Genomic DNA, 25,494 nt, shown 5'->3' with positions numbered 1-25,494 from the left:
CGCTCGCGCAGGGCGTTCCGCTTGGCGGAGCCGAACCGTGGCGACGAGGGCCACGGCTATCGCCACCTGCGGCGAAGCCGCTTCCCGCGCCGCCCGGCACCGCCCCCGGAGGCGTTTGACGGGGACTTCGAGCTTCTTGCCGGTGCGGGTATGCGGGATTCCCGGCACTTCGAGGATCCCGTCGGGGACGTGGCGGGGTGAGGCCCCGGTCCTGATCGCCTCCTTGATCCTCTCGCGGAGCGAGTCGTCCAGGGGCACCCCGGCGGCGAGGACCACGAACAGCGGCATCCAGTAGCCGCCGTCGGGCTGCTCCGCGCCGATGACCAATGTTTCGGTGATCTCCGGGAGGCGTTCGACGACGTCGTGGATGTCGGCGCTGCCCAGGCGTACGCCGTTGCGGTTCAACGTGCTGTCCGAGCGGCCGTGGACGATCACCGCGCCGTGCGAGGTGACTGTGATCCAGTCGCCGTGCCGCCAGACGCCGGGGTGGGCGGAGAAGTAGACGTCGCGGTAGCGGGTGCCGTCGGGGTCGTTCCAGAAGTACAACGGCATGGACGGCATCGGGTGGGTGACGACCTGCTCGCCGACCAGGTCCACGACCGGGAAGCCCTCGGCGTCGAAGGCGGCCAGCGCCACGCCCAGATGGGCGCCGACAACTCCCCGGCCCACACAGGGGTGTTGGGTGCGCTGCCGGCGAAGCCGGAGACGACGTCCGTGCCACTGCTGATGGATGCGAGGAGGACATGCTCGCCGACGTTCTCGCGGACCCAGGGGTAGGCGGAGGCGGGCAGGGCGGAGCCGGTGCAGCCGACGACACGGATGGACGACAGGTCGTGCACCGAGGGGTCGATGCCGTACTCGGCCATGCCCAGGAGGCACTGAGGGCTGGTGCCGAAGACGGTCACCTGGTGGCGCGCGGCAGGCTTCCACAGCACGTCCGGCCGGGCGAGGGGTGCGTGGCCGCGGCCACGCCCTCCTCACGCCGCCGGACCCCGGTACGTAGGCTTCGAATCGCTTGACACTCGACCAAGTCGATCGACATGATGAACTGACATTGTCAGACGACAAAGTCTGGCTCGGATTGCCGCATCCGCGAATCAGCTGCCGAATGAATCGAGGTTCCCGCCATGAGCACCATGCTTGCCGGACGACTCCACCTGGACAGCCGCACGTTCGCGGTCGAGGAGGTTGCGGTGCCGGTGCCGGGCCCGGGAGAGGTCCTGATACAGGTGCGGGCCGCCGGAGTGTGCCTGTCGGACGTCCATCTGATCGACGGGAGCATCAGCCCGTTCTTTCCCGTCGACGCGGTAGCGAACGCCCGCGCGGTGACCCTGGGCCACGAGGTCGCGGGCGTCGTCCACACCCTCGGCCCGGATCTGAAGGGCGTGTGGGAGCCGGGGCAGCGGGTGGTGCTCCAGGCAGGACAGGCATGCGCGGAGTGCGGCGGCTGCCTGCGCCGGATGTCGTGCCACCGGCCACTGACCCGGGGCGTGGACTACGACGGAGGCTGGGCCCAGTACGCCATCGCCCGTGAGGACACCCTGCTCCCCATCCCCGACGCTCTCCCCTTCGATCAGGCCGCGATCATCCCGGACGCCGTCTCCACGCCGTACGCCGCCATCGTCGAGACGGGCGCGGTGCGGCCCGCACAGGCGGTCGGCATCTGGGGCTCCGGCGGTCTGGGCGCGCACGGCATCCGGATCGCCCGTATGGTCGGCGCGGCCCCGATCATCGTCGTCGACCCGCTGCCCACCGCACGCGCACGCGCCCTGGCCTTCGGGGCGGACGTCGCACTGGACCCGACCGCGGCGAACTTCGCCGAGGCCGTGGAGGAGGCCACGGCCGGACGGGGCATCCAGGCCGCGTTCGACTTCGCCGGCGTCCCCGCGGCCCGCGCCCAGGCCACCGCCACGCTGGCCCCCGGTGGCGTCCTGGTGCTGGCCGGGCTCACGCCGGAGCCGATCACCGTCAGCGACAGCCTGAGCCTCTGCTTCCAGGGCAACCAGATCCGCGGCCACTACGGCTCCGGGCCCGAGCACGTGGAACAACTCGTGGGCCTGACCGCCGCCGGACGGATCGACCTGGCCCCGTCCGTCACCGCCCACGTCCCGCTGGCCGAGGCGGCCGACGCCGTCGCCCGTCTGGAGAAGAAGATCGGCGACCCGATCCGGTTCGTACTCACGCCCTGACCGCTGCGACCACCAGCAAGTCCCCCGACTGCGCCTGCCGCTCGGGGGACTCCTGCGCGCCGGAGCGGCGTTGGGCAGTGGGAAGGCTCCCTCGGGCGGCTCGATGGAGATGGCGGGGGTGTCGAGGCGTCCTTTCCCTCGGGGACGCGCCGAAGATGCCGCAGAACTGCGCATGCGGCCAGGCCGCGCCGCCGGTGACGGTGGTGCTGGTGGGGGTGGCCGCCTCGGGGAGGCGGGCGAAGGGGGCGTCGGCGCGTCGCATCCCTCCTTTCACGCGAAGCACGTGGGGCAACGGCTGGCTCGGCGAAGTCGAGGGCCTCCAGGTGAGCCTCGACGCCGCCACCGCCAAACTCAACAGCCTCGGCAGGGCTCGGGCCGACGGTCGGCCACAGCTGGTCGACCTCGGGATGCCCGTCCTCACCGACCACGCACCGTCACCTGCGTCGGGACTACCGGAACACGAGCCTCAAGGCTGATCGCTTCCGCACCAAACGCGGCCGTCGGCCCCGCACCGGGCGGGGCCGCCCTCTCACCACTTCACGCGGTTGAAGTGGGCTGTTGTGCTGCGACGAGCAGGCGACATTGCATGGCCTGCTCGTCGACTCCGCCATCCCTGCCGGGCTCTACCCGATACAAACAGGCCTGAGGCGTACGCGTCACGGAGTCCGTCAGCAGACCGCCCGTGAAGAGGGCGCCGACACCGTCCTCGAGTGCCCAGCCGGCCGGAAGCGCGCGTTTTGCCACGGCTGCCTGATAGGACCATCGCCGGCCGGGCTCACTGTCGTAGTGCGGGCAGACCGAGCCGGACAACAGGCCCAGCCCGTCCGAGAGGTGAGTCAGCGGCCCGAAGGAGTCGGTGTGCGAGCCCTCGGCCCAGCAGTTGGCACCAGCGCTGATGCCGCACAGCAAGGCCCCTCGGTCGAAGGCCTCGCGAAGTAGCCGGTCCACGCCGTGCGCGCGCCAGACCGCCAGCATGTTCGCGGTGTTGCCCCCACCTACGTAGACGACGTCTTGGGAGAGCAGGAAAGTGCGCAGGGCATCGTCATCGAGCTCCCGCCGAAAGAGCTGCAAGACGCTGGGCTCGCAGGAACGTGACTGGTACGCCCCGAAGAACTGCTCGATGTAGGCGGGGGCGTCGCCACTGGCTGTCGGTATGAAACACACCCTGGGGCTGGGAACGGGCACCTGATCGAGCACCCAGTCATCCAGCAGACCATCGTCGTCGGTGGAGAAGCCGCCTCCAAGGAGAGCCAAACGACGTTCCGGAACGACAGACACGAGGGTGCCTCCTCAGATCAGGATTCGGACGCGCATGATGCCCGGAACCGTGCCAAGCCATCGGCCACGTGCGCAATCGAATAGCCCCTCTGGCTGCCCGAGGTCCTATCCACCTGGGGCAGGCCACGGCCACCGCGGACGTCGCACGGCGGTGTCCTCGTGACCCGTCACCCGAGGCGCAGGACGCCAGGAGCGCGATCCTCGAAGATCTTGACCAGCCAGTCAAAGACAGTGGTCCCGCGCTCTTGTCTCGCTGCGGCAAGGTCCACGCTGACCGAAGGGCGGTTCATGGGGTGACAGCGTGACAACCGGATCTCCAACTGGCGAGCTGTCTCCGGATAGCCGAGATGCTCGCGAGACACCTGGTGGTCGCGCCACTCCACCACGTAGTCATCGTCGTCAGGTGCTCCGAAGCCACCGCTGAGGCAGTCGGCGAAGGCGTCGAGGTTCCGGCCGAAGTAGCCCCCGGGACCGTTGATCGCTTCGCCGATGACTCGCCAGAAGTCTTCCAGTGTTCTGATCCGCGTGCCGTCCAGCACATATACCGGTGTCACGGCTCGGAGGATACGTGCAGCTCCGCGCCATGTCCCTCCGATTCTGGCTCCCTGCCCCACTTCGGATCCGGCGTACGTGGTCGGGACACTGATCACGGGGAGTCCCGTTCGCAGGGCGATCGCCTCGCCCGGGCCGGTCGTGGAGCCCCCGCCGATGGCCGCACGGCCGTCCACGCCGGCTTGTGTCGTACTGACCATCGGTGCCGTCATCAACTGTCTCGGCGGCGGCATCATGCTGCCGAGCCTGCTCACCCTCGCCATGTCCAAGCTGCACTACGCCGAGCGTGGCCGCGGTACCGGACTGTGGACGGGGTCCTTCTTCCTCGGCCAGTTCATCTGCCCGCTCGTGGTGCTCGCGCTCACCTCCGTGATGGGCACCATGGCGAACGCCATGGGCGTACTCGCCCTCGCCGGGGCCGTCGCCACCGCCGCCCTCGGCCTCGCCGCCGCCCGGCGTCGCCGGATCGGCGCCGCCGCGGAACCGGTCCAGCAGATGGCGGGCTGACCCGCCGGGGGAAAACGCCGGGCGATCCGCTGGACGCGGCATGCGAAGGGCGGGAAGACCACGTCGACCGGCTCGGTGTGCGGCCGCGGACCCACGCCTACCCGTCGGGCGTGTCATACCTGAGGCGTAGCGGTGATCGGCACCGGGTGGAACCGCGGTACCACTCGGGCGGTCAAGTGTCCCCCGTGGTGCCAGAGTTCGTGCCGGCCGCGCTTCTGACGTCGACGGCACAGGTCGCGACGGTCGCCCGGCCGAGTCCGTGGCGAAGAGACCGAACCCGTGATCGAAGCACGTGAGCTGACCAAACGGTACGGTGACAAGACCGTCGTCGACGCGTTGAGCTTCACCGTCAAACCCGGCGAGGTCACCGGTTTCCTCGGCCCCAACGGCGCCGGCAAGTCCACCACCATGCGCATGGTCGTCGGCCTGGACGCCCCCACCAAGGGCTCGGTCACCGTCAACGGCAAGTCCTACGCGAAGCACACGGCACCGCTGCACGAGATCGGCACCCTGCTGGAGGCCAGGTCCCTCCACCCTGGCCTCCAGCAGGTTCAACCATCTGATGGCGCTCGCGTACACGCACGGCGTTCCGCGCCGCCGGGTCGACGAGGTCATCGAGCTGGCCGGGCTGACCGGCGTGGCCGGCCAACGCGTCGGGGCCTTCTCCCTCGGCATGGGCCAGCGGCTCGGCATCGCGGCGGCCCTGCTCGGCGACCCCGCGATCGTCATGCTCGACGAGCCGGTCAACGGCCTCGACCCCGAGGGCGTGCTGTGGGTGCGCACCCTGCTGCGCTCGCTGGCGGACGACGGCCGGGCCGTGATGCTGTCCTCTCACCTGATGAGCGAGACGGCGATGATCGCCGACCATCTGGTGATCATCGGCCGCGGCCGGCTCCTCGCGGACACCACCGTGGACGACTTCACCCGGGAGGCGAGCGGCGGCGGGGTGAAGGTCGCCACCGTCGACGCCACCGTGTTGCGCTCGTTGCTGGCGGGCCCAGACGTGACGATCTCCTCCTCGTCCGCCGAGGAACTCCTGGTCACCGGACGCGACGCGCGGGAGATCGGGCGGATCGCGGCCGAGCACGGGGTGGCGTTGGACGAACTCACTCCGCAGGCCGTGTCGCTGGAGGCGGCGTTCATGGACCTGACCAGGGACGTCGTCGAGTACCAGAGCCATCCCGTCGAGACCGAGCGAAAGGCAGCCTGATGACCGTCACCGAGCTGTCCCCCACCCGGATCTACCAGGTCACCGGTCCACGGGTGCTGCGCGCGGAGTGGGCCAAGTTCTGGTCGCTGCGCTCCAGTTGGATCACCCTTGTCGTCGCCGTGGTTCTGCTGATCGCCCTCGGCTCGATCGCCTCCGCCACCTACAGCCCCGACACGGTCGGTCAGGACGGGCCGCCCGGACCCGGCTCCGGCGAGCAGGACGCGGTCAGCCTCGCTCTGCTCGGGGTGACCTTCGCGTCGCTGGCCGTCGGTGTGCTCGGCGTCCTGCTGTCGGCCGGCGAGTACACCACCGGCATGATCCGCTCCACCCTCACCGCCGTCCCCCGCCGCCTGCCGGTCCTGTGGTCCAAGGCCGCCGTGATCGGCCCCGTCATCCTGGTCCTGACCACGCTCGGCGCCCTGGCCGCGTTCCAGCTGGGCACCCTGGGCCTGGACGGCGAGAAGATCGCCCTGTCCCTGGGCGACGACGCAGTGCTGCGCAGCCTGGCCGGCGCCGGCCTCCACCTCGCCCTGGTCGCCGTCGCGGGGGTGGCCCTGGGCATGCTCCTGCGCTCCAGCGCCGGGGCGATCGCGGTCCTGGTCGGCGTCCTGCTCATCCTCCCGGGCCTGGCCTCCCTGCTGCCCGACTCCCTCTACGACAACATCAACCCCTACTTCCCCGGCAACGCCGGCTCGGCGATGTACGCCCTGCACCAGTCCTCCGACGCCCTCTCCCCCGGGGCGGGACTCGCCGTCTTCGCCGGGTGGGTGGCCCTCACCCTCGCCGGAGCCGCCTGGCGGCTGGTCAAGAGCGATGCCTGAGCGGCGGTGCGAGACCATGGGGGATCATGAGACGGGCCCCCACGACCATCGCCCGGGGGTCGACGGACGCCTTGCCGCGGTGGGTGGCGAGAGTGGCGGCGCCGTCGGCGACCGGTCCAGGTCGCGCCGGGCGCTCCGACCGCGCGGTGTCCGGCCCAGGAGCGGGTGCGACCAGGCGTCGGCGAGCCCGGGGGACGGCGCGGTGGACGCCGACGCCCTGCGCACCCTCGCCGACACCGGCCGTCAAGCGGGGGGTGCATGGCCCTCTCGGAGAGGCGAACCGGCCCTCGGGTCCTGCTGCAGAGAACGTGGGCCGGTCGGCGCATCGAGCCTGACAGGGCTCCCACGATCCGCCGGACAGGCCGCCGGCCGGACTCACCGGCTCCTTGGCGCACTCGTCGCGAGGAGTCCGTTGACCACGAGCGTCGCCAGGGCCTCCGCTGTGTCCGTGAGCTGCTGCGACGAGACGGGTTCGGGTCGGCCGAGGCGCCGCGCCATAGGGCCCTCCAGCATTCCCGCGACGGGCGGGACGACGGCGAAGAACAGCACGTCCATCGGAATGGGGGCCATGCGCCCGGAGGCGACGAGCCGCTCGATGCTGGGCGTCATGAGCTGCAGGGTCGGAGCGACGTAGCGCTCGTACAGGTGGTCCAGCCGTTCGGTGTCCCGGGACGACTCGTCGACGAAGACGCGTCCGATCAACGGTGTGTCCGCCGCGGCACGATAGAAGCCGGTGATGATCTGGCGCAGCCGCTCGGCGTCGTCGGTCCCGGGATCCACCTGCGGCAGGCGCTCCAGTTGCGGCCCCAGCGCATGGTCCATCACCGCCCGCCAGAAGGCTGCCTTCGACCCGTACCGGTCGTTGATGAAGTTGTGGCTCACGCCCAGACGGCGGGCCAGTTCACGTGCGGAGGCACGGTCGTAGCCCAGCTCCGCGAATGCCTCGAGGCCTCGCTGGAGGATGCTCTCCTCCGCGGGCACCGCGGGGGTACCGGCACCCGGGCGCCCCGGCCGCCTGGCGGACCCGCTTCGTACTCCCACCACTGCCTCCATGACTGCTGCTTCGTGCGTGCGCGGCGTGTTCCACCCAGGTGTTCTTCGCCGGTGGTTCATGGCGCTCTTCCCGGAGAGCCCCTGCCTCGGCTGCCTGCGAGGGGCCCCAGCCCACCTCCGGGCCCACGGGAACAGCTTACTTGACACCCGTCAGATCGACACTAATCTGACGGGTGTCAGAGAGCGTTCGGGGCGGACATCCCCACCCCACCTTCCCGACCGGCTCGGGAAGTGCATGCGCCCGAACGCCCGGTCGCGCCTTCTCGGAAGTGAGAGACACATGACCGCGCACCACACCCCCCACACACCTTCCGAACGAGTGATCGACCTGGAAGCGGTGGACCGCCGGCCCGCCGTGAAGGCCGACCGCATGGCCCCGCTGCTCACGTCCGGAGATCCGCTCGCCGACGCCGTCATCGCCGAACTGGACCTCTACGGCCCCACCGCACGGCATGCTCTCGACGCCGGTCTGAGGAACGGGCTGGCGGGTCTCGACGAGCGGCCCCCGGACGCCGTCGCCGCACTGCTGAAGCAGGTGGAGCCGACCCCCTCCTGGGTCGACCCCCTGACGCTCCACCGCGGCGATGTCGTGAGTCTGTCCGTCCCGCCCATGTGGTTCGGTCTCTGCGCGATCACGGGTGCGCTCGCCCACAGCTACGCCTCCCCGGCCACCGCACGGCTGCTGATGCGAACCGTCGGGCCGACGCCGACCGTTTCGCGCCGGCTCGCGGAGGCCGGGGTGTGGGCGCGGCAGACCATCCGGCCGGGCGGGCTGCTGCGCGGCGGGCCCGGCTACGTGAGCACCGTCGAGGCCCGGCTGCGCCACGCCCGTCTGCGGGCCACAGCCCTCGCCGACCGGGACTCGGGCGTCCCGGGCCTGCCGATCGGCCGGCTCGACATGGCACGCACCTGGCTCGGCTTCACCCTCATCGCCCACCAGACCCTGGCAGCCGCCGGCATCGACATCACGTCCGAGGAGGAGCGCCACCTCTACCGGTACTGGTCGTACGCCGCCCATCTCCTGGGGCTCGACGAGATCCTGTACGAGGCCGTCGCCGACCACGCCGGGGCCCGCCGCCTGCAGCACCTGCTGGACACCATGACTCCCGCACCCGACGACACCTCACGCACTGCTACGGCTGCCGTGATCAACGCCCAGGCCCACGCGACGGCTCATGCGCCGGACGCGGTCCTGTCCGAGGACGAACTGCGCGACCTCATCCACTGCCTGCTCCGGCGTTCCCTCGGGAGCACGGCGGCGGATCGGCTGGGCATCCCCGACGCCCCGGCCGCAACCGACCTGATGCCGCTGATCAGCGCCCTGAACCGCCAGGCCCGGTACTGGCAGACCTTCTCCCCCGCCTCGGCCCGGGCGGCTCGTCGGCAGGCCGCCGAAGAGCCCGGGCCCGGACCCGAGCCGATCGCGGCCGTTCTTCCCCTCGGTGTCGCTGCGAAGCGCCGCGCAGGAGTCCGACGCTCAGGTACGCCGGCGGCTTGCTGACGGCTGCGCGATCACTGACCGCATCACGTGACGAGCTCCGACGAAGCAGCCGTCCGCACCGCACCACCGAACCTTCCTGCCCCTCGACCACCGAACCTTCCTGTCCCTCGACCACTTCGTCTGGAGACCTCGTCATGTCCCCAACCTCCCTCGACGGACCGGGCACGGCCACCGCGTCCCCCCTCCCGTCCAGCCACGCATCACCTCGCCATCGCTGGTGGATCCTCGCCGTCATCGGCGTGGCCCAGCTCATGGTGGTCCTCGACGCGACCATCGTGAACATCGCCCTGCCCTCGGCCCAGAAGGACCTGGGCTTCTCCGACGGCGACCGGCAGTGGGTCGTCACCGCCTACGCCCTTGCCTTCGGCAGCCTGCTGCTGCTCGGCGGCCGCATAGCCGATCTCTTCGGCCGCAAGATCACCTTCCTGATCGGGCTGACCGGCTTCGCCGGGGCCTCCGCCCTCGGCGGCGCCGCCACCGGCTTCGGGATACTGGTCACCGCACGCGCCGGTCAGGGCCTGTTCGGCGCCCTCCTCGCACCGGCCGCGCTGTCCCTGCTGACCACGACGTTCACCGACCCCAGGGAACGCGCCAGGGCCTTCGGTGTCTACGGCGCCATCGCCGGCGCCGGCGGTGCCATCGGCCTGCTGCTGGGTGGTGTGCTCACCGAACACCTCGACTGGCGCTGGACCCTCTACGTCAACCTCGCCTTCGCCGGTGCCGCGTTCATCGGCGGTGCCCTCCTGCTGCGCCGCACCGCCCGCGACAGGACCACCGGCCTCGACCTTCCCGGGGCCCTCCTCGTCGGCGGCGGACTGTTCAGTCTGGTATATGGCTTCGCCAACGCCGAGAGCCACGACTGGAGTTCCCCGCAGACCTGGGCATGGCTGGTCGCCGGAGCCGTCCTGCTCGCCGCGTTCACCTGGTGGCAGACCAAGTCCTCTCACCCCCTGCTGCCCCTGCGCGTCCTGCTCGACCGCAACCGCGGCGCCTCCTTCATCGCCGTACTGATCAGCGGCGCCGGCATGTTCGGTGTGTTCCTCTTCCTCACCTACTACCTCCAGCAGAGCCTCGGCTACTCCCCCATCGAGACCGGGCTGGCCTTCCTGCCCATGATCGGGGCGCTCATGATCACCTCCACCCTGGCCACCAGCGTGCTGCTCCCCCGCATCGGCCCCAAGCCGGTGGTACCGCTCGGCATGGGCCTGGCCGCCGCCGGCATGGCCTGGATGACCGCCCTCGACCTGAACAGCTCCTACGGCACGGACGTCCTTCCGACCCTGGTCGTGGCGGGCCTCGGCCTCGGCCTGGTGATGCCGCCGGCCATGGCTCTGGCCACCGAGGGCGTGGGTGCCGAGCACTCCGGGGTCGCCTCCGCCACCGTCAACGCCATGCAACAAGTAGGCGGTTCGATCGGCACCGCCCTGCTCAACACCCTCGCCACCGGCGCCGCCACCGATTACCTGGCCGGCAAGGATCCCAGGGACCCCGCCGTGCAGGCCCAGGCAGGTCTGGAGGCCTATTCGACCGCCTACGGGTGGTCGGCCGTCTTCTTCACCGTCGGTCTGGTCATCAGCGTCGTTCTCTACCGACGCGGCGTACCGGAGCAGGACCCCGACGCCGTCCCCGTCGTACACATGTGACGTCCGCTCAGGGCCGAACCGACCTTGTGCACCGGGTCGGTTCGGCCTTTCGGCGATCTGGCGCCGCCGGTCCTCCGCCGCCCTTCGCCGTCATGGACCGCGCCGTGGGCCGCTCCGGCCCGGTGGGGCGGATCCGCGGCTCCCACCGTGCTGAGGACCCGGAGCGTTCCACGCCGAGCGAGCCGTATCTCGCGTGCACCGGGGAGGACTTGCTGACGCCCGAAGATCCGGTGGCGATGATCGGCGGACACCCGGTGGGCGACCCGGCCGCCGACGGACCGCCCGGCGGCGACCTCGGCGCGGCGCAGAGGAGCATTCCCGCAGGCGCAGGAGCCAAGGGCGAACGGTTCCACGACCGGCCCACCGCCCGCCTGCCCGCAGTCCGTCCGCGTCCCTGGCCTCGCACGTCGGCGGGTACGGTCGGCAGACACGGATCGCCGACCGTACCCGCCGTCCTCTCAGCTCTCAGCCCGCCCAGCCGTTGACGCCTCCGGGCCCGGTGGTCGGTGTGGACCGGCCGGGACCCGGAGGCCGACCGGGTGTCACCCGATGGCGCAGGCCGTGCCGTTCAGACTGAAGTCGGAGGGCTTGGCGAAAGTGCCGCCCGAGGTGCCCTGGAACCCGAAGGTCGCCTTGCCGCCGGACGCCACCTCTGCGTTGTGGGCCACGTTGCTCGCTGTGACAGCTCCTGACGACCCGGACAGGTCCGCGTTCCATGCATGGGTGATGCGCTGTCCGGAAGGGAGAGTGAACGCGAGCTTCCACCCCCTGATGGGGGAAGAGCCGGTGTTGGTGATGGTGACGTCGGCGGTGAAGCCGCCCTGCCAGGCGTTCGCCGCGTAGGCCACCTTGCAGGCCGAGGGGTCTCCGGGGCCACCCGGGTCACCGGAGGAGCCCGTGTTGACCGTGGAGGAGAACGAGGTCACGGCGAGGCCCGTACCGTTCTGCCAGGGCTCGAAACCCGCCTGGACACTCGTCATGTACCAGTTGTTCTGCGCGAGCCCTCGCGAGACCGCCTGCCGGGCGAAGTCCATGACGTCGAAGGTCCAACCGCTGATCGCCGACGGTGCGACGAAGGACAACACGTCGTTCGAGCCGTTGCTGCCGGACCACACCTGCCACGCGCGCCCGCCCACGGTGGCATTGCCGACGGGAGAACCGATGGGCTGGATGGATCCGACCTTGTTGAACCAGATCATGATCTCGGTCCGGTTCACGCCGTCGGTACGGGGCGTGGGGTCCAGCCAGATGTCGTACGAGGCGTTGTACGCCGCGTCGTTCACATAGCCGTAGGAGATGCTCGTGGGCGCGCTGGAGATGGTACTGAGCTGCGCGGGAAGCTTGGTCCCGGGCGAGCAGTTGGTGTAGTGGCAGCCGTTGTAGACGGACGGGTAGGACTTCGGAGCGCCGTTCGTGGGGACGGATCCGTCCGCCTGGGTGATCCTGAACCCCGAGTCGGTGACGGCGATGCACTGGGTGGCGCTGGTACCCCAGCGGTTGTTCTGCACCACGTAGCGGCCCTGGACGGTCGTGGAGCCGAAGGGCTGGCAGATCATGGTGTCGGCCTGTGCCGCTGACGCGGTGGTCAGCAGCGCGGCCAGCGAGACGAGCGAGGTGAGCAGCGCGCCGAGCAGGCCACGCGCGCTGGGGGCATGGTGCGGTGAAGGACGCATGCGGATCCTCTTCCGAGGGAGGGGGCCAACGGGAGTGCTCCCAGAACCTTGTGAATGGGAGCGCTCCCAAACTGGGTTCGGCAGGGACTGTAGGGATGGTTCCGGTCACTGGCAAGACTGCTGGCATGAACATGTCGAACTGATGCCGAAGGCACAGGCCAGGCAGGTGCGTCGGAGGCGGGACGAAGCCCTTCTGCTCTCGGGAGCACGCCCCGGACGCATGCGCCGGCGAGGGTCAGGTCGACTCGCGTAGCACCAGTTCCGTACGGAGGATGACGTGACGCCAGGCCACCGCGCCCTCCTCCATCTCCTCCAGGAGCAGCCGGATCATGGCCCGCCCGATCTCCTCGATCGGCTGCCGCACGGTGGACAAGCGCGGTTCGGTCCGCTGCGCCAGCGAGAAGTCGTCGAAACCGATCACGGCCACGTCCTCGGGCACCCGACGTCCGGCCGCACGCAGGGCTTCCAGAGCCCCTGCGGCCGTGGTGTCCGACGCGGCGAGGACGCCGTCGATGTCGGGATGCCGATCGATGAGTTCGGCCATGGCACGGCGTCCGCTCTCCGCCGTGAAGTCGCTTTCGGCGACCCGTGTCGGCCCGCCCGCCAGGCCCGCCGACGCCAGGGCCTCTTCGTAGCCGCGCAGTCGGCATCGGGCGGCGTACAGGTCGAGAGGCCCGGTGATGGTCGCGATCACTCTGCGGCCCTGTTTCACGAGGTGGGACACGGCGGTGCGGGCTCCGCCGATGTTGTCGGCGTCGACATAGCTGACGTACTCCTCCCCCGAGCGGCGGCCCAGCAGAACGGTCGGCAACCGGGCTTCCGCGAGCATGTCCGGCAGCGGATCCCCGGCGTGCACGGACATCAGCAGGACTCCGTCCACCCGCCCGCCGCGGGCGTACTCCAGGAAGCGCTGCCGCTCGGCGTCCGAGCGGACCAGGGTCAGCAGCAGCTGGATCCCGGTGTCCGTCAGCGCGTCTCCGAGCGAGCGGACGATCTCCGAGAAGAAGGGCTCGGCGAACTGTCGCCAGTCCGGCTCCGTCATGACCAGAGCGACGGCGTCGGCCCGACGCCCGGCCAGGGAACGAGCGGCGAGATTGGGTACGTAACCCAGCTCCTCGATGGCCTGTTGAACGGCCCGGCGCGTCGAATCCTTCACGCCCGCCGCGTTGTTGATGACGCGGGAGACCGTGCCCCGTCCCACCCGCGCGTGAGCGGCCACCTCCTCCAGCGTCGGTGTCCCCGGGCGTCGCCTGCCCATGACCGCCTCCCCCAAAGAGATCACCGATCTTACCGGCCGGAGAGGGGCGAGCACACGACTTCGCCAGGGGCATGGTCACAGGCGGTCCACCTCTACCCAAGGACTGGGAGCGCTCCCGTTTCGAGAAGAGAGATAAGAGGAGGTCCGCCCTCGCGGTCGACGGCGGAACTCCCCGCAGAGTTCAGCCGAACGGCGTTTGCGTGGGGGAATGCCGTGCCGTTCGGCAGGGGGTCCGGGGTGTCGCACGAGACTCCAGGTGTGGGGGGCGCGCGAGGGCCGGGCGGCCTCCGGTGCGGAAGGGGCCGCCCGGCCGGGTGACCCCGTCGCCCGATGACGGGGTCGCGTACGCGGAACGCCGGCGGGGGCTACTCGAGGAGTTCCGCGTACGAGCCCATGGCCAGGGCTATGTCCGCCTGGGCCCAGAACCGGTGGTAGGTGAAGACGGGCGCGGCGCCGCCCTTGAGGTAGGCCTCGATCTTCGACCAGGCCGGGTCGTTCTTGTAGAAGGACCGGATCGAGGAGAACGTCGAGGCCGAGTCGATGGTCTCGCCGTTCGGCATCCTGCCGGTCCAGCCGCTCGGGACGTGGACGCTGTCGTCGAACCGGCTGTAGTCGCTGCGCGTCTCGGGGACGGCGACACCGAGGCTGTCCCGGTGGTGGTCCCACATACCGTCCAACAGCGCCTTCGCCGTCGACCTTGCCTTCGCGTGACCGGACTTGGCGGCGTAGTACGTGAGTGTCTTGGCGTACGCGGCCGCCACGCCCACGTCATTGGTGTAGTCGGCGACGGTCACGTGAAGTCCGCTGTTGGCACCGGGACTCGACGGGTTCCAGGTGTCGGGCTGGCCCGACCACTGAAGGGTGGAGGGGATCTGGTAGCTGCCGTCCGGGTTGACCGTGGTCTTGGACAGCGCCCACGTGACCCACTTGTCGAGGACCGTCTTCGCGGCGGCGTTCCCCGTCTGCTGGTAGTACTCGGCGACCCGCTCCATGGACCACGCCTGGAAGCCGAACCACTGGTTGGACGGCGGGTCGTGGTACACCGGCTGCTGGTCGTAGTACATGCCGTAGAACGTCGACTTCCCGGCCGGCGGGGTCGCGTAGCGGCCCGCCCAACTGTTCGTCGAGCCGCCGGCGATCGCGCCCTCGTCCGACTGGAGCCAGCGATAGAACTCCATCTGCCGTTGGAGCGACTTGCTCCAGTCGGCCGCGCCGGTCGACGACCTGGGCTTCAGGTCGGCGTGGTTGCTGAGCGCGTAGGCGGCCAGCGGGTTCTGGTAGCCGCTGTGGGCGAAGCTGGACCCGATCCGCCAGGACCAGCCCCCGGTGGTGTCGGTGGAACCGCCCCAGGCGTAGTACCAGGACATCAGGTAGTGAGACGCGTCCTTGCCGGTGCCTGCCGGGCAGGTCGCCGGCCCCACACAGTTGCCGATCTTCTTGAAGTACTTGTCGTACATCGCGTACCGCAGGTAGTCGCCCATCTTGGCCGCCTTGGCGACCGTGCCCGACACTGCCGGTCCCTTGCCCTGCTGCTTCGCCCACAGGTCCGCCCAGTAGGCGGCCTGCACCGCGCGTGCGTCGGCGTCCGGGGCGGTGGTGTACTTCCACTGCTTGGCGTACGACTTGTCCCCGGTGAACAGGTCCAGATAGCCGTTCCTACCGCCGTACTTGAAGGCGTCGCAGGTCGGCTGCGGCACCGTCTCCCACACCGATTCCTGCGGGCCGCGCTGGAAGGTGTTCATATAAGACGGTCCGCTCTCCGTCGGGCCGGCCTCGCACTTGCCGCCCGGGGTGTTGCCGAAGCCGTAGGTGTTGTCGACGTCCTGGATCCAGTGCATGCCGTAGACGTCGTCCGTGCTGTAGGCCGACTTCAGCTCACCGGCGAGGGGGTCCGAGCCGACGGGTACGGACGGGTCGAGCGGCGTCGGATACTGCTGCGGCGTGTCCTCCTCCGGCCCGTAGGTCGCCGGTTTCGAGGCGGAGTAGAACGAGTTGGTCGGCTGGTCGGCGTGGGTGGGGATCATGTACTTCTCCATGATCTCCCAGGCGCCGTTGAACTTGGTCCAGTCGCCGGTGACCTTGCCGTACATGGCCTGCAGCCAGAGGAGGTAGCTGTATGCCTCCGACGTGGTCTCGTGACCGTGGTCCGGCGCCTCGACGATCAGCGTCTCGACGGAGTGGTAGGGGATGCCCTCGGGGGAGAAGTAGCCGTTGGCCGGGTCGGTGATCTTGCCGTAGAGCTCCAGGAACCGGGCGTCGTACGCCTTGGACGCCGCGATCTGGGTGGCCGTCACCGTCGCTCTGCCGTGTCCGGCGGCCGACGACTCGAAGGTCGCCGCCCCCGTGCCCGAGGAGTCCGCCGTGACGGTCACCTTCTGCGCGGTGGTCCAGTTCGACGGGGTGAAGGTAAGTGACGCCCCACCGGTCACGGACAGCCCGGTGTTGCCGCCCGTCCGGGCCGTCGTCACGGTCACGTCGGCCGACGGCCGGGTCGAGAGCTTCACGTCGTACGTCGCCGTCTTGCCCTGCTGGACGGCGAGTTGGGTGGTCGAGGCGACCACGGCAGGACCCGCGGCGACCGTGATGCCCACCGGGGTGGACTCCGCCGACGCACCCCTGCTGTCGTACGCCTTCGCCAGCAGGGAATGACTGCCCACGGTCAAGCTGGAGGCGGAGAGCGTGTAGGGCGCGCTCGTGTCCGTGCCCAACAGCGTGGTGTCGTCGTAGAACTCCACCTTGGCGATCGTCGCGCCGTCCGCGGCCGCGGCGGTCGCCGCGAGCGGTACGGCGTCACCCCGCGAGTAGATCGCGCCCGCGGCCGGGCTGGTCAGCACGGTGATCGGCGGCTGGTGGGCGCCGATGCAACGGGTGCCGTTGATCGCGAAGTCGCTCGGCGCGGCATTGCTGCCGCTGTAGCTGAACTGCGCTCCCGCGGAGACGGCCGCGCCCGGGGCGATGGTGCCGTTGTACGGGGCGTTCTTGACGGTGACCGTCTGACCGGCCTGCGACCAGCTGCCGTTCCACCCGTTCGCGAGCTTCTGGTTGCCGGTGTACCCGTAGGTCAGGGTCCAGCCGTCGATCGCGGCGGTGCCACGGTTGGTGAGGGTGAGGTCGGCGGTGAAGCCGGAACCCCAGTCGTTCGCCTTGTAGTCGACGCTGCACTGCACGGACGCCGCATTCGCGGTGGTCGTGCCGGTGGCGAGCATCGACAGGGGTAGGGCGAACACGGCGGCGACGGCGGTCCAGAACCGCCGTGCGGCTCTGCGTTTGCGTCCGGGATCCATGTGCTGTTCCTCCTTGCGTCACACGACTCGCGGAGAGATGCCAAGGGCCTGAATCCAGTGGGAGCGCTCCCATCGTGGAGACGAAGGCGGGTGCGGTCAAGACGTAGGGGAGTTCAGAGTTCGAACTGGGCCGGCGGGAGCGAAAAGTTTCGCAAGGGCCCTATGAAACCCCGTCAGTTGGCGCTAACTTCCTCCTCACCAGTGGGAGCGGTTCCATCACTCGACGCGTCCGTAGCGGCGCGCCAGGCTGTGAGGACTCGCTCATGCGACACCCCCCGCATTCAGTACTTTTAGTCAGCGACGCTCTCTTGAGCGCCGTCCTACCGGTGTTCTCGGCCCGGAGAGCCACGGCCGCCTGCACGGTGGGACACGTCGTCACCGATCAGTGGGACAGCCCCTTCCAGGGCTTCGAGCCGATCCACGGCCGCGACGCCGACACGCGACCGCGCCCCGCCGACGCACCGGCGCCACCGGACCGCGCAGGCCCAGGACGCGAAGCTCGCGCCGGCGTCCGTCGACGCAGCCGAGATGTCGGTGACCCACGTGCGAAAGCACGGCATGAAGTCCCCGCTCGGACCGTGGAGATGCCGCGGTCGGCAGTCGCGCCCAGCGGTCTGCCGCGCGGGTGCGTACATCAGTTGCCGGAAGCCGGTGCCGGCCCTGCGTCACGCTCGGACCGACCGGGCCTCGGCAGCCGTCCCCCTCACACACCGCCGAGCGGGTGAAGTGCCGTCATGAGCGGGTGCGCCCGGGAGATGGCCCGGCCGCGTCCCCTCAGCGGCTCGCGCGTGCCGTCGTACGACAGCCGTGAGCCGGCCCGGTGCTGCCGGACCGGGAACGCACAACTGTTGCTCCGGTCCGCCCCTGGTCTCCGCCCGCGTCGGAACTGCCACCGCGTGGGCGCCGGTCCGCGCGCCCGTTCGCGCGGCCTCCATCCGCAAGTCCTCGTCCAGAGAATCCAGAGACTCCAGAGAAGGAAGCCCCCACTCATGAGTTACAGCAGGATATCGCTGCTCGCCGCCCTGGCGCTGGTCGCCGCGACGTCGGGGACGGCGCTCCTCGTCGGCCAGGCCGGTGCTGCGACCTCGGCCGTCCCGTGCACCGTCGACTACAAGGTGCAAAGTCAGTGGGACGCCGGCTTCACCGCCGCCGTGACCATCACCAACAACACCGCCGCCAAGTCGAGTTGGTCGGTGAAGTGGTCGTACGGCGGCAATCAGAAGGTCACGAACCTCTGGAACGGGAAGGTCAGCCAGAACGGTGCCGACGTCACCGTCGCCAACGAGAACTACAACGGCAGCCTCCCGAGCGGCGGCTCGGTCAGCTTCGGCTTCAACGGCTCCTACAGCGGCTCCAACGGTGTGCCCGCCACGTTCACCCTCGACGGCGTCACCTGCAATGTGGACGGCGGCACGGGTGGCGGAACCGGCGGGAGTACCGGCGGCGACACGGGTGGTGGGACCGGCGGCAGCACCGGTGGTGGAACCGGCGGCAGCACCGGTGGCGGCGATGGTGGTGACAACGGCCGTGCCGCCAACCCCTACACCGGCGCCAAGGTGTACGTGAACCCCGAGTGGTCGGCCAAGGCCGCCGCCGAACCGGGCGGCAGCCGTATCGCCGATCAGCCCACCGCGGTCTGGCTGGACCGCATCGCGGCCATCAACGGTGTCAAGGGGGGCATGGGCCTGCGCGCCCACCTGGACGAGGCCCTGAAGCAGAAGGGCTCCGGCGATCTCGTCATCCAGATAGTGATCTACGACCTGCCCGGCCGTGACTGCGCCGCCCTCGCCTCCAACGGCGAACTGGGGCCGAACGACCTGGCCACGTACAAGAGCCAGTACATCGACCCGATCACGTCGATCCTGTCCGAGGCCAAGTACGCGGGACTGCGGATCGCCACCGTCATCGAGCCCGACTCGCTGCCCAACCTGGTCACCAACGCCGGCGGCACCCCCACCACCACCGACGCCTGCGTGACCATGAAGGGCAACGGCAACTACGAGAAGGGGGTCAGCTACGCCCTGGACAAGCTGGGTGGCATCCCCAACGTCTACAACTACATCGACGCCGCCCACCACGGCTGGCTCGGCTGGGACAGCAACCTCGCTCCCGCGGTACAGCAGTTCCACAAGGTCGCGACGACGAACGGCGCGAGCGTCGACGACGTGGCCGGTTTCATCGTCAACACCGCGAACTACAGCCCCACCAAGGAGCCGTTCCTCAAGGTCACCGACACGGTGGGCGGTCAGACCGTCCGCCGGTCGAAGTGGGTGGACTGGAACCAGTACGTGGACGAGCAGTCCTTCGCCCAGGCGCTGCGTGACAAGCTCGTCGCGGCCGGTTTCGGCTCCGGACTCGGCATGCTGATCGACACCTCCCGCAATGGCTGGGGCGGCTCCGCCCGGCCCGGTGGTCCCGGAACCCAGACCACCGTGGACGGCTATGTCGACGCCAGCCGCATCGACCGGCGCATCCACGCCGGCAACTGGTGCAACCAGAGCGGTGCGGGCATAGGCGAACGGCCGACCGCGGCGCCGGCCGCAGGCATCGACGCCTATGTGTGGGTCAAGCCGCCGGGGGAATCGGACGGCAACAGCGCTCCCATCCCCAACGACGAGGGCAAGGGCTTCGACCGGATGTGCGACCCGACCTACGGAGGCAACGCCCGCAACGGCAACAACCCTCCGGGCGCGCTGCCGGACTCGCCGCTGGCCGGACAGTGGTTCTCCGCCCAGTTCCAGCAGCTGATGCGCAACGCCTACCCGCCGCTTCCGTAACCTGCCGGCGCGGTGCCGCCCGCCGGGGCCGGTCCGCTCGCCAGGTGCGAGCGGGACGGATCCCGGCGGGCCCGCCCTGATCGACTCCTGACACCGCCGGCCAGTTCATCCGGACCGGCTCACCACCGACGGTGCCATGGACTCACCGCCACGGAGGGGCGGTGAGTCCGTCGGCTCCGGCACCGATGCCGGGCGAACGCCGAAGCCCTGCCGCTGCCTCGCCCCCACGGGCGAGGCAGCGGCGCGCACGCCGGTTCAGGGGCTCTTCACGCTCCTGTCGGGCCAGGGGTGGCGACCACGATCGCTCACCTGCGGGAGCCCCTAGCGTCGAGGGGGGCGTCGGGGTAGTCCCGGATGGGCCGGTAGCCGGTCGGCGGGGCCACGTCGGTGCCTACGGACCACAGAAGAAGTCGGACCGGGTCTGCTTCGACAGCCACCAGTTCAGTGGCCGGTGCGTCGGGCGAGGAGGAGGGCCACGTCGTCGTCCGGTTGGCGGTTCAGGGTGTCGAGCAGGAGGTCGCAGGTCTCTTCCAGGGGGAGGCGGGTGACGTCCAGCAGGCGGAGCAGGGCGTTCAGCCCGGTGTCGATGGGCTCCGTGTGGCTTTCGACGAGACCGTCGGTGAACAGGGCGAGCAGCGCCCCTTCCGGCAGCTCCCGCTGGTCCGCGGTGAACGGCACACCCCCCACTCCGAGGGGTACACCGGCGGCGATGTCCAGGAAGACGGCCTTCCCGCCCGGGTCCACCAGTACCGGCGGGAGGTGGCCGGCGCGGGAGACCTCGCATCGGCCGTGCCGGGGGTCGCAGACGACGTAGAGGCACGTGGCCAGCGTGTCGGAGTCGCCGAGCGAGGCGGCGATGCCGTCGAGGTGGGACAGCAGCTCCGCCGGAGGCAGGTCGAGCCGGGCGAGGGCGCGGGTGGCGGTGCGGAGCTGCCCCATGACCGCCGCGGCGTGCACGCCCTTGCCCATGACGTCGCCGACGACGAGGCCGACCTTGCCGTCCCTGAGCGGCAGCACGTCGAACCAGTCCCCGCCCACCTCGCTGACCGCGGGCAGATAACGGGAGGCCACCTCCATGCCGGCGGGGCGCGGTGGTTCCTGGGGAAGGATGCTGCGCTGCAGCGTGAGCGCGATGGCACGTTCGCGTCCGTACAGCCGGGCGTTGTCGATGCAGATGGCGGCACGTGCGGCCAGTTCGGTGGCGAGGGTGAGGTCCTGGTCGTCGAACGGCCGGTCGTCGACCGTCCGGTACAGGCTGAGCGTGCCCAGCACCTCGCCTCGGGCCACCAGCGGAGCGGCCAGATAGGAGTGGACGCCGGCCCGGCGCAGCCGGTCGGCGGCCGCGTCGTCCCGGGCGATACGCCGCAGCGCCTCGGCGTTCACCTGCCGCAGCAGGATGGGCCGTGCCTCCCGTACGCACTGGGTGATCACCCGTGACGCGGTGTACGACGCCGGCTCGCCGACCGGGTCCGCCGCCTCGGCGGCATCGGTGGCACGGCTTGCCTTCAGGGCCAGTGCCTGCAAGGCCAGGGGGTCGTCCGGCCGTACCGCCCCCGTGGCGCCGTGGCCGACGACGGAGTCGAGCACGTCGACGGCCGCGAGGTCGGCCAGCTGTGGAACGGTGACGTCCGTGAGTTCCTGTGCCGTCCGGCGCAGGTCCAGCGTGGTGCCGATACGAGCGCCGGCATCGGCGATCACCGCCAGACGTTCCCTCGCCTGTGCCACCTCGGCGGCCGCCCGCTGCCGCTCGGAGATGTCGAGGATCGCCATCGCCAGGCCCAGCACGCGCCCGCTCGGGTCCTCCAGCCGGTGGTAGGACTCCGAGTAGGCGTGGTCCTCGCTGTCCGCGGCGGTCCGGCCGATCGTCTGCTGGTCCAGCAGGGGCTCACCGGTATCGAGGACCCGCCGCATCCGCGTCTCGATGGCCTGGACGTCGAGCGTCGGCAGCACCTCGGCGACCCGGCGGCCCAGCACGGCCGCCTCGGGAACGCCGTTGATGCGCTCCAGCGCCGGGTTGACCCGCAACCACCGCAGGTCGGGGTCGAACACCGCGATGCCCACCGGCGACTGGTTGATCAGGATGTGGGAGAGGGCCAGTTCCCGCTCCACGTTCCGTACGGTCTCGACGTCGATGCCGAGGCCCAGGGCGTGGATGTCGCCGCGTGTGTCGCGCAGCTGCATGGTGCGGAACTCCACGCGGCGCGTCCACCCGCTCTTGTGACGCATCGGGAAGACGCCCGCCCAGCGTGCCCCGGTGCGTACGCGCCGGAACAGCTCGCGAGCCCGTGACCGGTTCTCCGGCGCCACCAGCAGCGCGCCCGCGTCGCTGCCCAGTGCTTCGGCCGCGGAGTAGCCGAGCAGCGACTCGGCCTCGGGGCTCCACAGCACGATCCGGCCGTCGCTGCCCAGGACCAGGGCGGCGACCTGCAGCAGATCGAGCAGCCCGCCGGGCGCGGCGGTGACACCGTCCGCCTGCCGGCCGCTCCCGGCCCGGGTCTCTCGCTCAGGCATACCGGACGCTCCTTCCGGCGGCAGCGCAGGAAAGGGTCTGCGCCTGTTCCGCCGGGCCACGTGTCAGTCATACCTCTGCCCGTGAGGCACCGCACGCCATGGTCCGGCGTGGGCGGCATCCGCCGGGTGGAGCGGCGGCAGGTACCACCGGCTGGCCGACGGCCGGGACGTCCGCCGGTCACCGGATCGGCGTGACGGAGGTCTCCAGCGCCCTCAGCGGCGGGGCGGGGTCACAGGAGGTGGAGTTCGCGGGCGCGGCGTACGGCGTCGTTGCGGCGGTTGACGGCCAGTTTCCGGAAGACGCTCTTGAGGTGTGTCTTGACGGTGTTCACCGATACGCACAGGTCGGCGGCGATCTCCTCGGTGGACATCATCCGGTCCAGCCCCCGCAGTACGTCGCGCTCGCGCCCGCTCAGGTCCTCCACGACCGGTGGCCGGTCCTCGGGGCCGGGTGTCCCGGTGTGCGGCGCGGGTCCCGGGGTGAGCCAGCCTGCCGCGAGGCCCTTCAGCGGCGTGGTGTCGAGGACGGGCCGGAGCCATCCGCCGGCCTCGGCGAAGGGGCGGCGCAGCCGCTCGCGCCGGGCCTCGTGGAGGGCCTGCGCGACGAGTCGGCGCACGGCGGCCGCGTCCCCGACCGCGTGCGCGGCCTCCGCGCGGACCAGCAGGGCCCGCACGGTCACCGCGGGGCCCATGCGGCTCTCGGCCGGCACCGCGTCCAGCAGATCGAGCGCGGCGAGGGGCGTGCCCGCGGCCAGCCGGGCCCGTGCCTCTCCCACCGCGCAGACCGGCTGGTGGCCGGGCACGGCGTGCAGCAGCGCGGCGGCCTCCTCCGGCCGGCCCCGGGCGAGCTGGGCGGCGGAGGCGACCAGGGCCGTGTGCCCCCGCGCCCAGGGTGAGGCTACGTCGACGGTCACGGCCGGTTCGGCAGCCGCCAGGGCGCCGCGGGTGTCGCCGCGCGCGAGCAGCAGGCGGGCGGTGGCGATGGCCCGGCCCGCCTCCGTCACCGGGTCCCGCATGGGGGAACGGCCGTCCGCGACCGCGTCGAGATGGGCGCGGGCCAGCCGCAGCTCGTCCCGGTCGACGGCGACGGCGGCCAGGACCAGATGGGCGATGCCGAAGGCGGAGGGCTGCGGCAGGCTGTACCGCTCGGAGAGGGCCAGCGCCGCGTGGGCCCTGCGTTCGGCCCTGCCGGGCCAGCCGTTCAGATAGTCGATGAGGGCCAGCCGGCCGAGGCAGTCCTCGCGCGGCAGTGCCGTCGAGGCGTCCCCGGAGCCGTCGGCGACCAGGGACAGCGCGGCACGCGCCTCCTCGAAGTGCCCGGCCCACAGCCGTGTCGACCCCAGGTGGGCCAGGAGCAGGGCGGTGAGTTCGGGATGCGCGTCCAGCAGGTGGGCCGGCACCTGCTCCCGCAGCCGCTCCGCCGTCCCGGCCACCAGCTCCGCCCGGCCCGGCGAGCCGGTCAGCCGGGCCGCCAGCGCTTCCAGCAGCAGACAGCTCAGCCGGGCCGCCGCCTGGCCGGGCTCGTCCCCCGCCCGGTCCTCGTCCTGCGCCAGGTCACGCTCCGCGTGTCGCAGATGGCTCAGGCCCCGGTCGAGTTCGCACCGGGACAGTTCGCGGGCCGCCCGTACGAGGTGAGCGGCCGGGCTTCGCGCCTCGGGACCCATACGGGAGAACAGCTCGGCCAGGTCGTCGGAGCGCAGCCCCGTGAAGAGCTGACCGAGGGCGAGGTCGTCGACGAGGGCGCCGGCGGTGAACTCCCAGTCGCCCGCGGCGGCCCCGTGCCCGAGCGCCTCGTCGAGCAGTCCCGAGCGACGGAGCCAGTCGGCGGCGCGCCGGTGGAGCGAGGGTTCCAGACCGGGCCGGCGCATCCGCAGATGGGCCCGGAGGATCTCCCCGAAGAGCGGGTGGAGGCGGTACCAGCTGTGCCCGAGGTCCTCGACGAACGCGTTGCCCCGGTGCAGCTCCGCCAGGATCCCGGCGGCGTCGCCGCGTTCCGTCAGCGCGTCCGCGAGTTCGGGGCGGATCCGTTCCAGGACGCTGACCCGCAGGAGGAGATCCTGCGTCTGCGGGGGCTGCCGTTCGAGCACCTCCGCGAGCAGGAAGTCGGCGACGGCGGTGCGCTCGGCCTCGAACCGCTTCAGATACGTCTGCGGGTCCGGGTTCTCCCGGGCGGCCAGCGCGCACAGCCGCAGACCGGCCGCCCACCCCCGGGTGCGCTCCACCAGTGTCTCCGCGACCGGCACGGGCAGCCGCAGGCCGTGCAGGCCCAGCAGGACGGACGCCTCCTCGGGCGTGAATGCCAGCTCGGCGTTCCTGATCTCCGTGAGGTCGCCGGCCGTCCGGTGGCGGTGCAGCGGCAGCAGCGGTTCGGTGCGGGTGACGAGGACCAGGCGCAGGCCGCCCGCCGCGTGGTGGAGCACGAACTCCAGCTGGTCCGCTATCTCCGGGTCGGTCACCCGGTCGAACTCGTCGAGCACCAGGATCACGGGCCGCTCCCGGCCGCCCAGTTCCGCGGCGAGCCGCGTCAGCAGCGTACGGTCGACCCGGCCCGCGTCGGCCGGGCAGCCGATCTCGGGCGGCAGGGGGACGCCGGCGGAGCGGAGCGTCTGCAGGACGTATGCCCAGAACATGCCGGGGCCCGGGTCTCCGGCCTCGGTGGTGAGCCAGGCGACCGGCGGCTCCTGCCGCGCGGCCCAGTCGGCGACCAGCAGGGTCTTGCCGGCGCCTGCGGCACCGTTGACCACGGTCAGCGGTGTGGTCAGGGCCCGGTCGAGGTGGTCGACCAGGCGGGCGCGTCTGAGGAATGTGCCGGGTCGGGCCGGCACGGCGAACCGGGTCCGCAGGAAGGGGTCACCTCGGGGGTCGGCGCACGGCAGGAGGCGCCCCGAACCGCTCTCCCCGGACCCTGCCATGGTTTCCACCACCACCTGGCCGAAAGAACGTGGGCGGCGCTCCACGTCCAGCAACAGCATCCCAGTGTTCCTCCGCGCCCGCGCGCCACGTCGCCCGGGGGCATGTGGGGGCTTGCCGCGCACCACGCCGTACGCCGGCACGGAGCCCGGCACTCCCGCGCGGACGGCCCACTGTGTCCGAGCCGGATCCGGGCCGCGCTCCGTCCGCCGGTCCGCCTGGTCAGGCGGCCCGGCGGGCCCTGCCGGTCCGGATCGGCGGGGCGCCTCCCGCGCGCGACCCGGCCCGGCTTACCGTACGGGGAGATCACGATCTGCCCGGGAGTCC

Annotated in this window: 14 protein-coding genes and 4 pseudogenes; 7 read left to right on the top strand and 11 right to left on the bottom strand. The window is 71.1% G+C overall.

Annotated features, from left to right (window positions below; all coding sequences use genetic code 11):
- Window positions 1-108: 108 nt before the first annotated feature.
- A pseudogene (locus ACZ6BB_RS23670) lies at window positions 109-956 on the bottom strand (AMP-binding enzyme); the annotation flags it as partial.
- A gap of 171 nt (window positions 957-1,127) precedes the next feature.
- On the opposite strand from ACZ6BB_RS23670, the gene ACZ6BB_RS23665 reads away from it, so the two are divergent.
- Entirely contained in the window at window positions 1,128-2,189 is a 1,062-nt protein-coding gene (locus tag ACZ6BB_RS23665) for a zinc-binding dehydrogenase (protein WP_471617157.1), read from the top strand.
- Here ACZ6BB_RS23665 and ACZ6BB_RS23660 read toward each other — a convergent pair.
- The 4 genes and pseudogenes from ACZ6BB_RS23660 to ACZ6BB_RS23645 all read right to left on the bottom strand — a co-directional run.
- Complete coding sequence (locus ACZ6BB_RS23660; protein WP_471617156.1) at window positions 2,179-2,451, bottom strand: hypothetical protein; 273 nt, start codon at window positions 2,449-2,451, stop codon at window positions 2,179-2,181. The two genes, ACZ6BB_RS23665 and ACZ6BB_RS23660, sit on opposite strands and share 11 nt — an antisense overlap.
- A 275-nt stretch (window positions 2,452-2,726) precedes the next feature.
- Complete coding sequence (locus tag ACZ6BB_RS23655; RefSeq protein ID WP_471617155.1) at window positions 2,727-3,467, bottom strand: Type 1 glutamine amidotransferase-like domain-containing protein; 741 nt, start codon at window positions 3,465-3,467, stop codon at window positions 2,727-2,729.
- A 167-nt stretch (window positions 3,468-3,634) separates the two neighbouring features.
- Window positions 3,635-4,021 carry a barstar family protein gene (locus tag ACZ6BB_RS23650; protein ID WP_471617339.1) on the bottom strand — a complete coding sequence of 129 codons (387 nt, stop codon included), beginning with the start codon at window positions 4,019-4,021 and terminating at the stop codon, window positions 3,635-3,637.
- A gap of 57 nt (window positions 4,022-4,078) precedes the next feature.
- Window positions 4,079-4,201, bottom strand: a pseudogene (locus tag ACZ6BB_RS23645) (maleylacetate reductase); the annotation flags it as partial.
- Between ACZ6BB_RS23645 and ACZ6BB_RS23640 the strand changes: the two are divergent.
- The 3 genes and pseudogenes from ACZ6BB_RS23640 to ACZ6BB_RS23630 all read left to right on the top strand — a co-directional run.
- A pseudogene (locus tag ACZ6BB_RS23640) lies at window positions 4,197-4,526 on the top strand (MFS transporter); the annotation flags it as partial. The pseudogenes ACZ6BB_RS23645 and ACZ6BB_RS23640 sit on opposite strands and share 5 nt — an antisense overlap.
- 279 nt (window positions 4,527-4,805) lie before the next feature.
- Window positions 4,806-5,736 (top strand): annotated as a pseudogene (locus ACZ6BB_RS23635) (ABC transporter ATP-binding protein).
- On the top strand, window positions 5,736-6,557 hold the full coding sequence (locus ACZ6BB_RS23630) for an ABC transporter permease (protein ID WP_471617154.1): 822 nt from the start codon (window positions 5,736-5,738) through the stop codon (window positions 6,555-6,557). Before ACZ6BB_RS23635 ends, ACZ6BB_RS23630 begins: the two are co-directional and overlap by 1 nt.
- Before the next feature lie 375 nt (window positions 6,558-6,932).
- Here the strand turns inward: ACZ6BB_RS23630 and ACZ6BB_RS23625 are convergent, their stop codons facing one another.
- Window positions 6,933-7,538 carry a TetR/AcrR family transcriptional regulator gene (locus ACZ6BB_RS23625; protein ID WP_471617338.1) on the bottom strand — a complete coding sequence of 202 codons (606 nt, stop codon included), beginning with the start codon at window positions 7,536-7,538 and terminating at the stop codon, window positions 6,933-6,935.
- 352 nt (window positions 7,539-7,890) lie between these two features.
- On the opposite strand from ACZ6BB_RS23625, the gene ACZ6BB_RS23620 reads away from it, so the two are divergent.
- Together ACZ6BB_RS23620 and ACZ6BB_RS23615 are read left to right on the top strand one after the other, a co-directional pair.
- Window positions 7,891-9,111, top strand: a complete 1,221-nt coding sequence (locus ACZ6BB_RS23620; RefSeq protein ID WP_471617153.1) for an oxygenase MpaB family protein — start codon at window positions 7,891-7,893, stop codon at window positions 9,109-9,111.
- A gap of 134 nt (window positions 9,112-9,245) precedes the next feature.
- Complete coding sequence (locus ACZ6BB_RS23615) at window positions 9,246-10,754, top strand: MFS transporter (RefSeq protein ID WP_471617152.1); 1,509 nt, start codon at window positions 9,246-9,248, stop codon at window positions 10,752-10,754.
- 542 nt (window positions 10,755-11,296) lie between these two features.
- Here ACZ6BB_RS23615 and ACZ6BB_RS23610 read toward each other — a convergent pair.
- From ACZ6BB_RS23610 to ACZ6BB_RS23600, 3 genes are all read right to left on the bottom strand, one after another.
- Window positions 11,297-12,427: a glycoside hydrolase family 12 protein gene (locus ACZ6BB_RS23610; protein ID WP_471617151.1), complete on the bottom strand. Its 1,131-nt coding sequence runs from the start codon at window positions 12,425-12,427 to the stop codon at window positions 11,297-11,299.
- A 235-nt stretch (window positions 12,428-12,662) separates the two neighbouring features.
- Window positions 12,663-13,685, bottom strand: a complete 1,023-nt coding sequence (locus tag ACZ6BB_RS23605; RefSeq protein WP_471617150.1) for a LacI family DNA-binding transcriptional regulator — start codon at window positions 13,683-13,685, stop codon at window positions 12,663-12,665.
- 365 nt (window positions 13,686-14,050) lie between these two features.
- Window positions 14,051-16,969 (bottom strand): glycoside hydrolase family 48 protein, encoded by a 2,919-nt coding sequence (locus tag ACZ6BB_RS23600; RefSeq protein ID WP_471617149.1) that lies wholly within the window; start codon window positions 16,967-16,969, stop codon window positions 14,051-14,053.
- Between the two features lie 989 nt (window positions 16,970-17,958).
- Between ACZ6BB_RS23600 and ACZ6BB_RS23595 the strand changes: the two genes are divergently transcribed.
- Window positions 17,959-19,746: a glycoside hydrolase family 6 protein gene (locus tag ACZ6BB_RS23595; protein WP_471617148.1), complete on the top strand. Its 1,788-nt coding sequence runs from the start codon at window positions 17,959-17,961 to the stop codon at window positions 19,744-19,746.
- Window positions 19,747-20,187: 441 nt separating this feature from the next.
- On the opposite strand, the gene ACZ6BB_RS23590 is transcribed toward ACZ6BB_RS23595, so the two are convergent.
- Both ACZ6BB_RS23590 and ACZ6BB_RS23585 read right to left on the bottom strand, forming a co-directional pair.
- Window positions 20,188-22,257: a SpoIIE family protein phosphatase gene (locus ACZ6BB_RS23590; protein WP_471617147.1), complete on the bottom strand. Its 2,070-nt coding sequence runs from the start codon at window positions 22,255-22,257 to the stop codon at window positions 20,188-20,190.
- Between the two features lie 230 nt (window positions 22,258-22,487).
- Entirely contained in the window at window positions 22,488-25,169 is a 2,682-nt protein-coding gene (locus ACZ6BB_RS23585) for a winged helix-turn-helix domain-containing protein (RefSeq protein ID WP_471617146.1), read from the bottom strand.
- Window positions 25,170-25,494 lie beyond the last annotated feature (325 nt).

It is taken from the genome of Streptomyces sp. NPDC041108 (genome assembly GCF_055592645.1).
This window is presented reverse-complemented; position numbering and strand designations above follow the sequence as displayed.

Excerpts from the sequence above, each read along its gene's own strand:
- ACZ6BB_RS23665 (WP_471617157.1), top strand. The coding sequence starts at position 1,128 with ATGAGCACCATGCTTGCCGGACGACTCCACCTGGACAGCCGCACGTTC.
- ACZ6BB_RS23660 (WP_471617156.1), bottom strand. The coding sequence starts at position 2,451 with ATGCGACGCGCCGACGCCCCCTTCGCCCGCCTCCCCGAGGCGGCCACC.
- ACZ6BB_RS23630 (WP_471617154.1), top strand. The coding sequence starts at position 5,736 with ATGACCGTCACCGAGCTGTCCCCCACCCGGATCTACCAGGTCACCGGT.
- ACZ6BB_RS23620 (WP_471617153.1), top strand. The coding sequence starts at position 7,891 with ATGACCGCGCACCACACCCCCCACACACCTTCCGAACGAGTGATCGAC.
- ACZ6BB_RS23615 (WP_471617152.1), top strand. The coding sequence starts at position 9,246 with ATGTCCCCAACCTCCCTCGACGGACCGGGCACGGCCACCGCGTCCCCC.
- ACZ6BB_RS23610 (WP_471617151.1), bottom strand. The coding sequence starts at position 12,427 with ATGCGTCCTTCACCGCACCATGCCCCCAGCGCGCGTGGCCTGCTCGGC.
- ACZ6BB_RS23605 (WP_471617150.1), bottom strand. The coding sequence starts at position 13,685 with ATGGGCAGGCGACGCCCGGGGACACCGACGCTGGAGGAGGTGGCCGCT.
- ACZ6BB_RS23600 (WP_471617149.1), bottom strand. The coding sequence starts at position 16,969 with ATGGATCCCGGACGCAAACGCAGAGCCGCACGGCGGTTCTGGACCGCC.
- ACZ6BB_RS23595 (WP_471617148.1), top strand. The coding sequence starts at position 17,959 with ATGAGTTACAGCAGGATATCGCTGCTCGCCGCCCTGGCGCTGGTCGCC.
- ACZ6BB_RS23590 (WP_471617147.1), bottom strand. The coding sequence starts at position 22,257 with ATGCCTGAGCGAGAGACCCGGGCCGGGAGCGGCCGGCAGGCGGACGGT.
- ACZ6BB_RS23585 (WP_471617146.1), bottom strand. The coding sequence starts at position 25,169 with ATGGCAGGGTCCGGGGAGAGCGGTTCGGGGCGCCTCCTGCCGTGCGCC.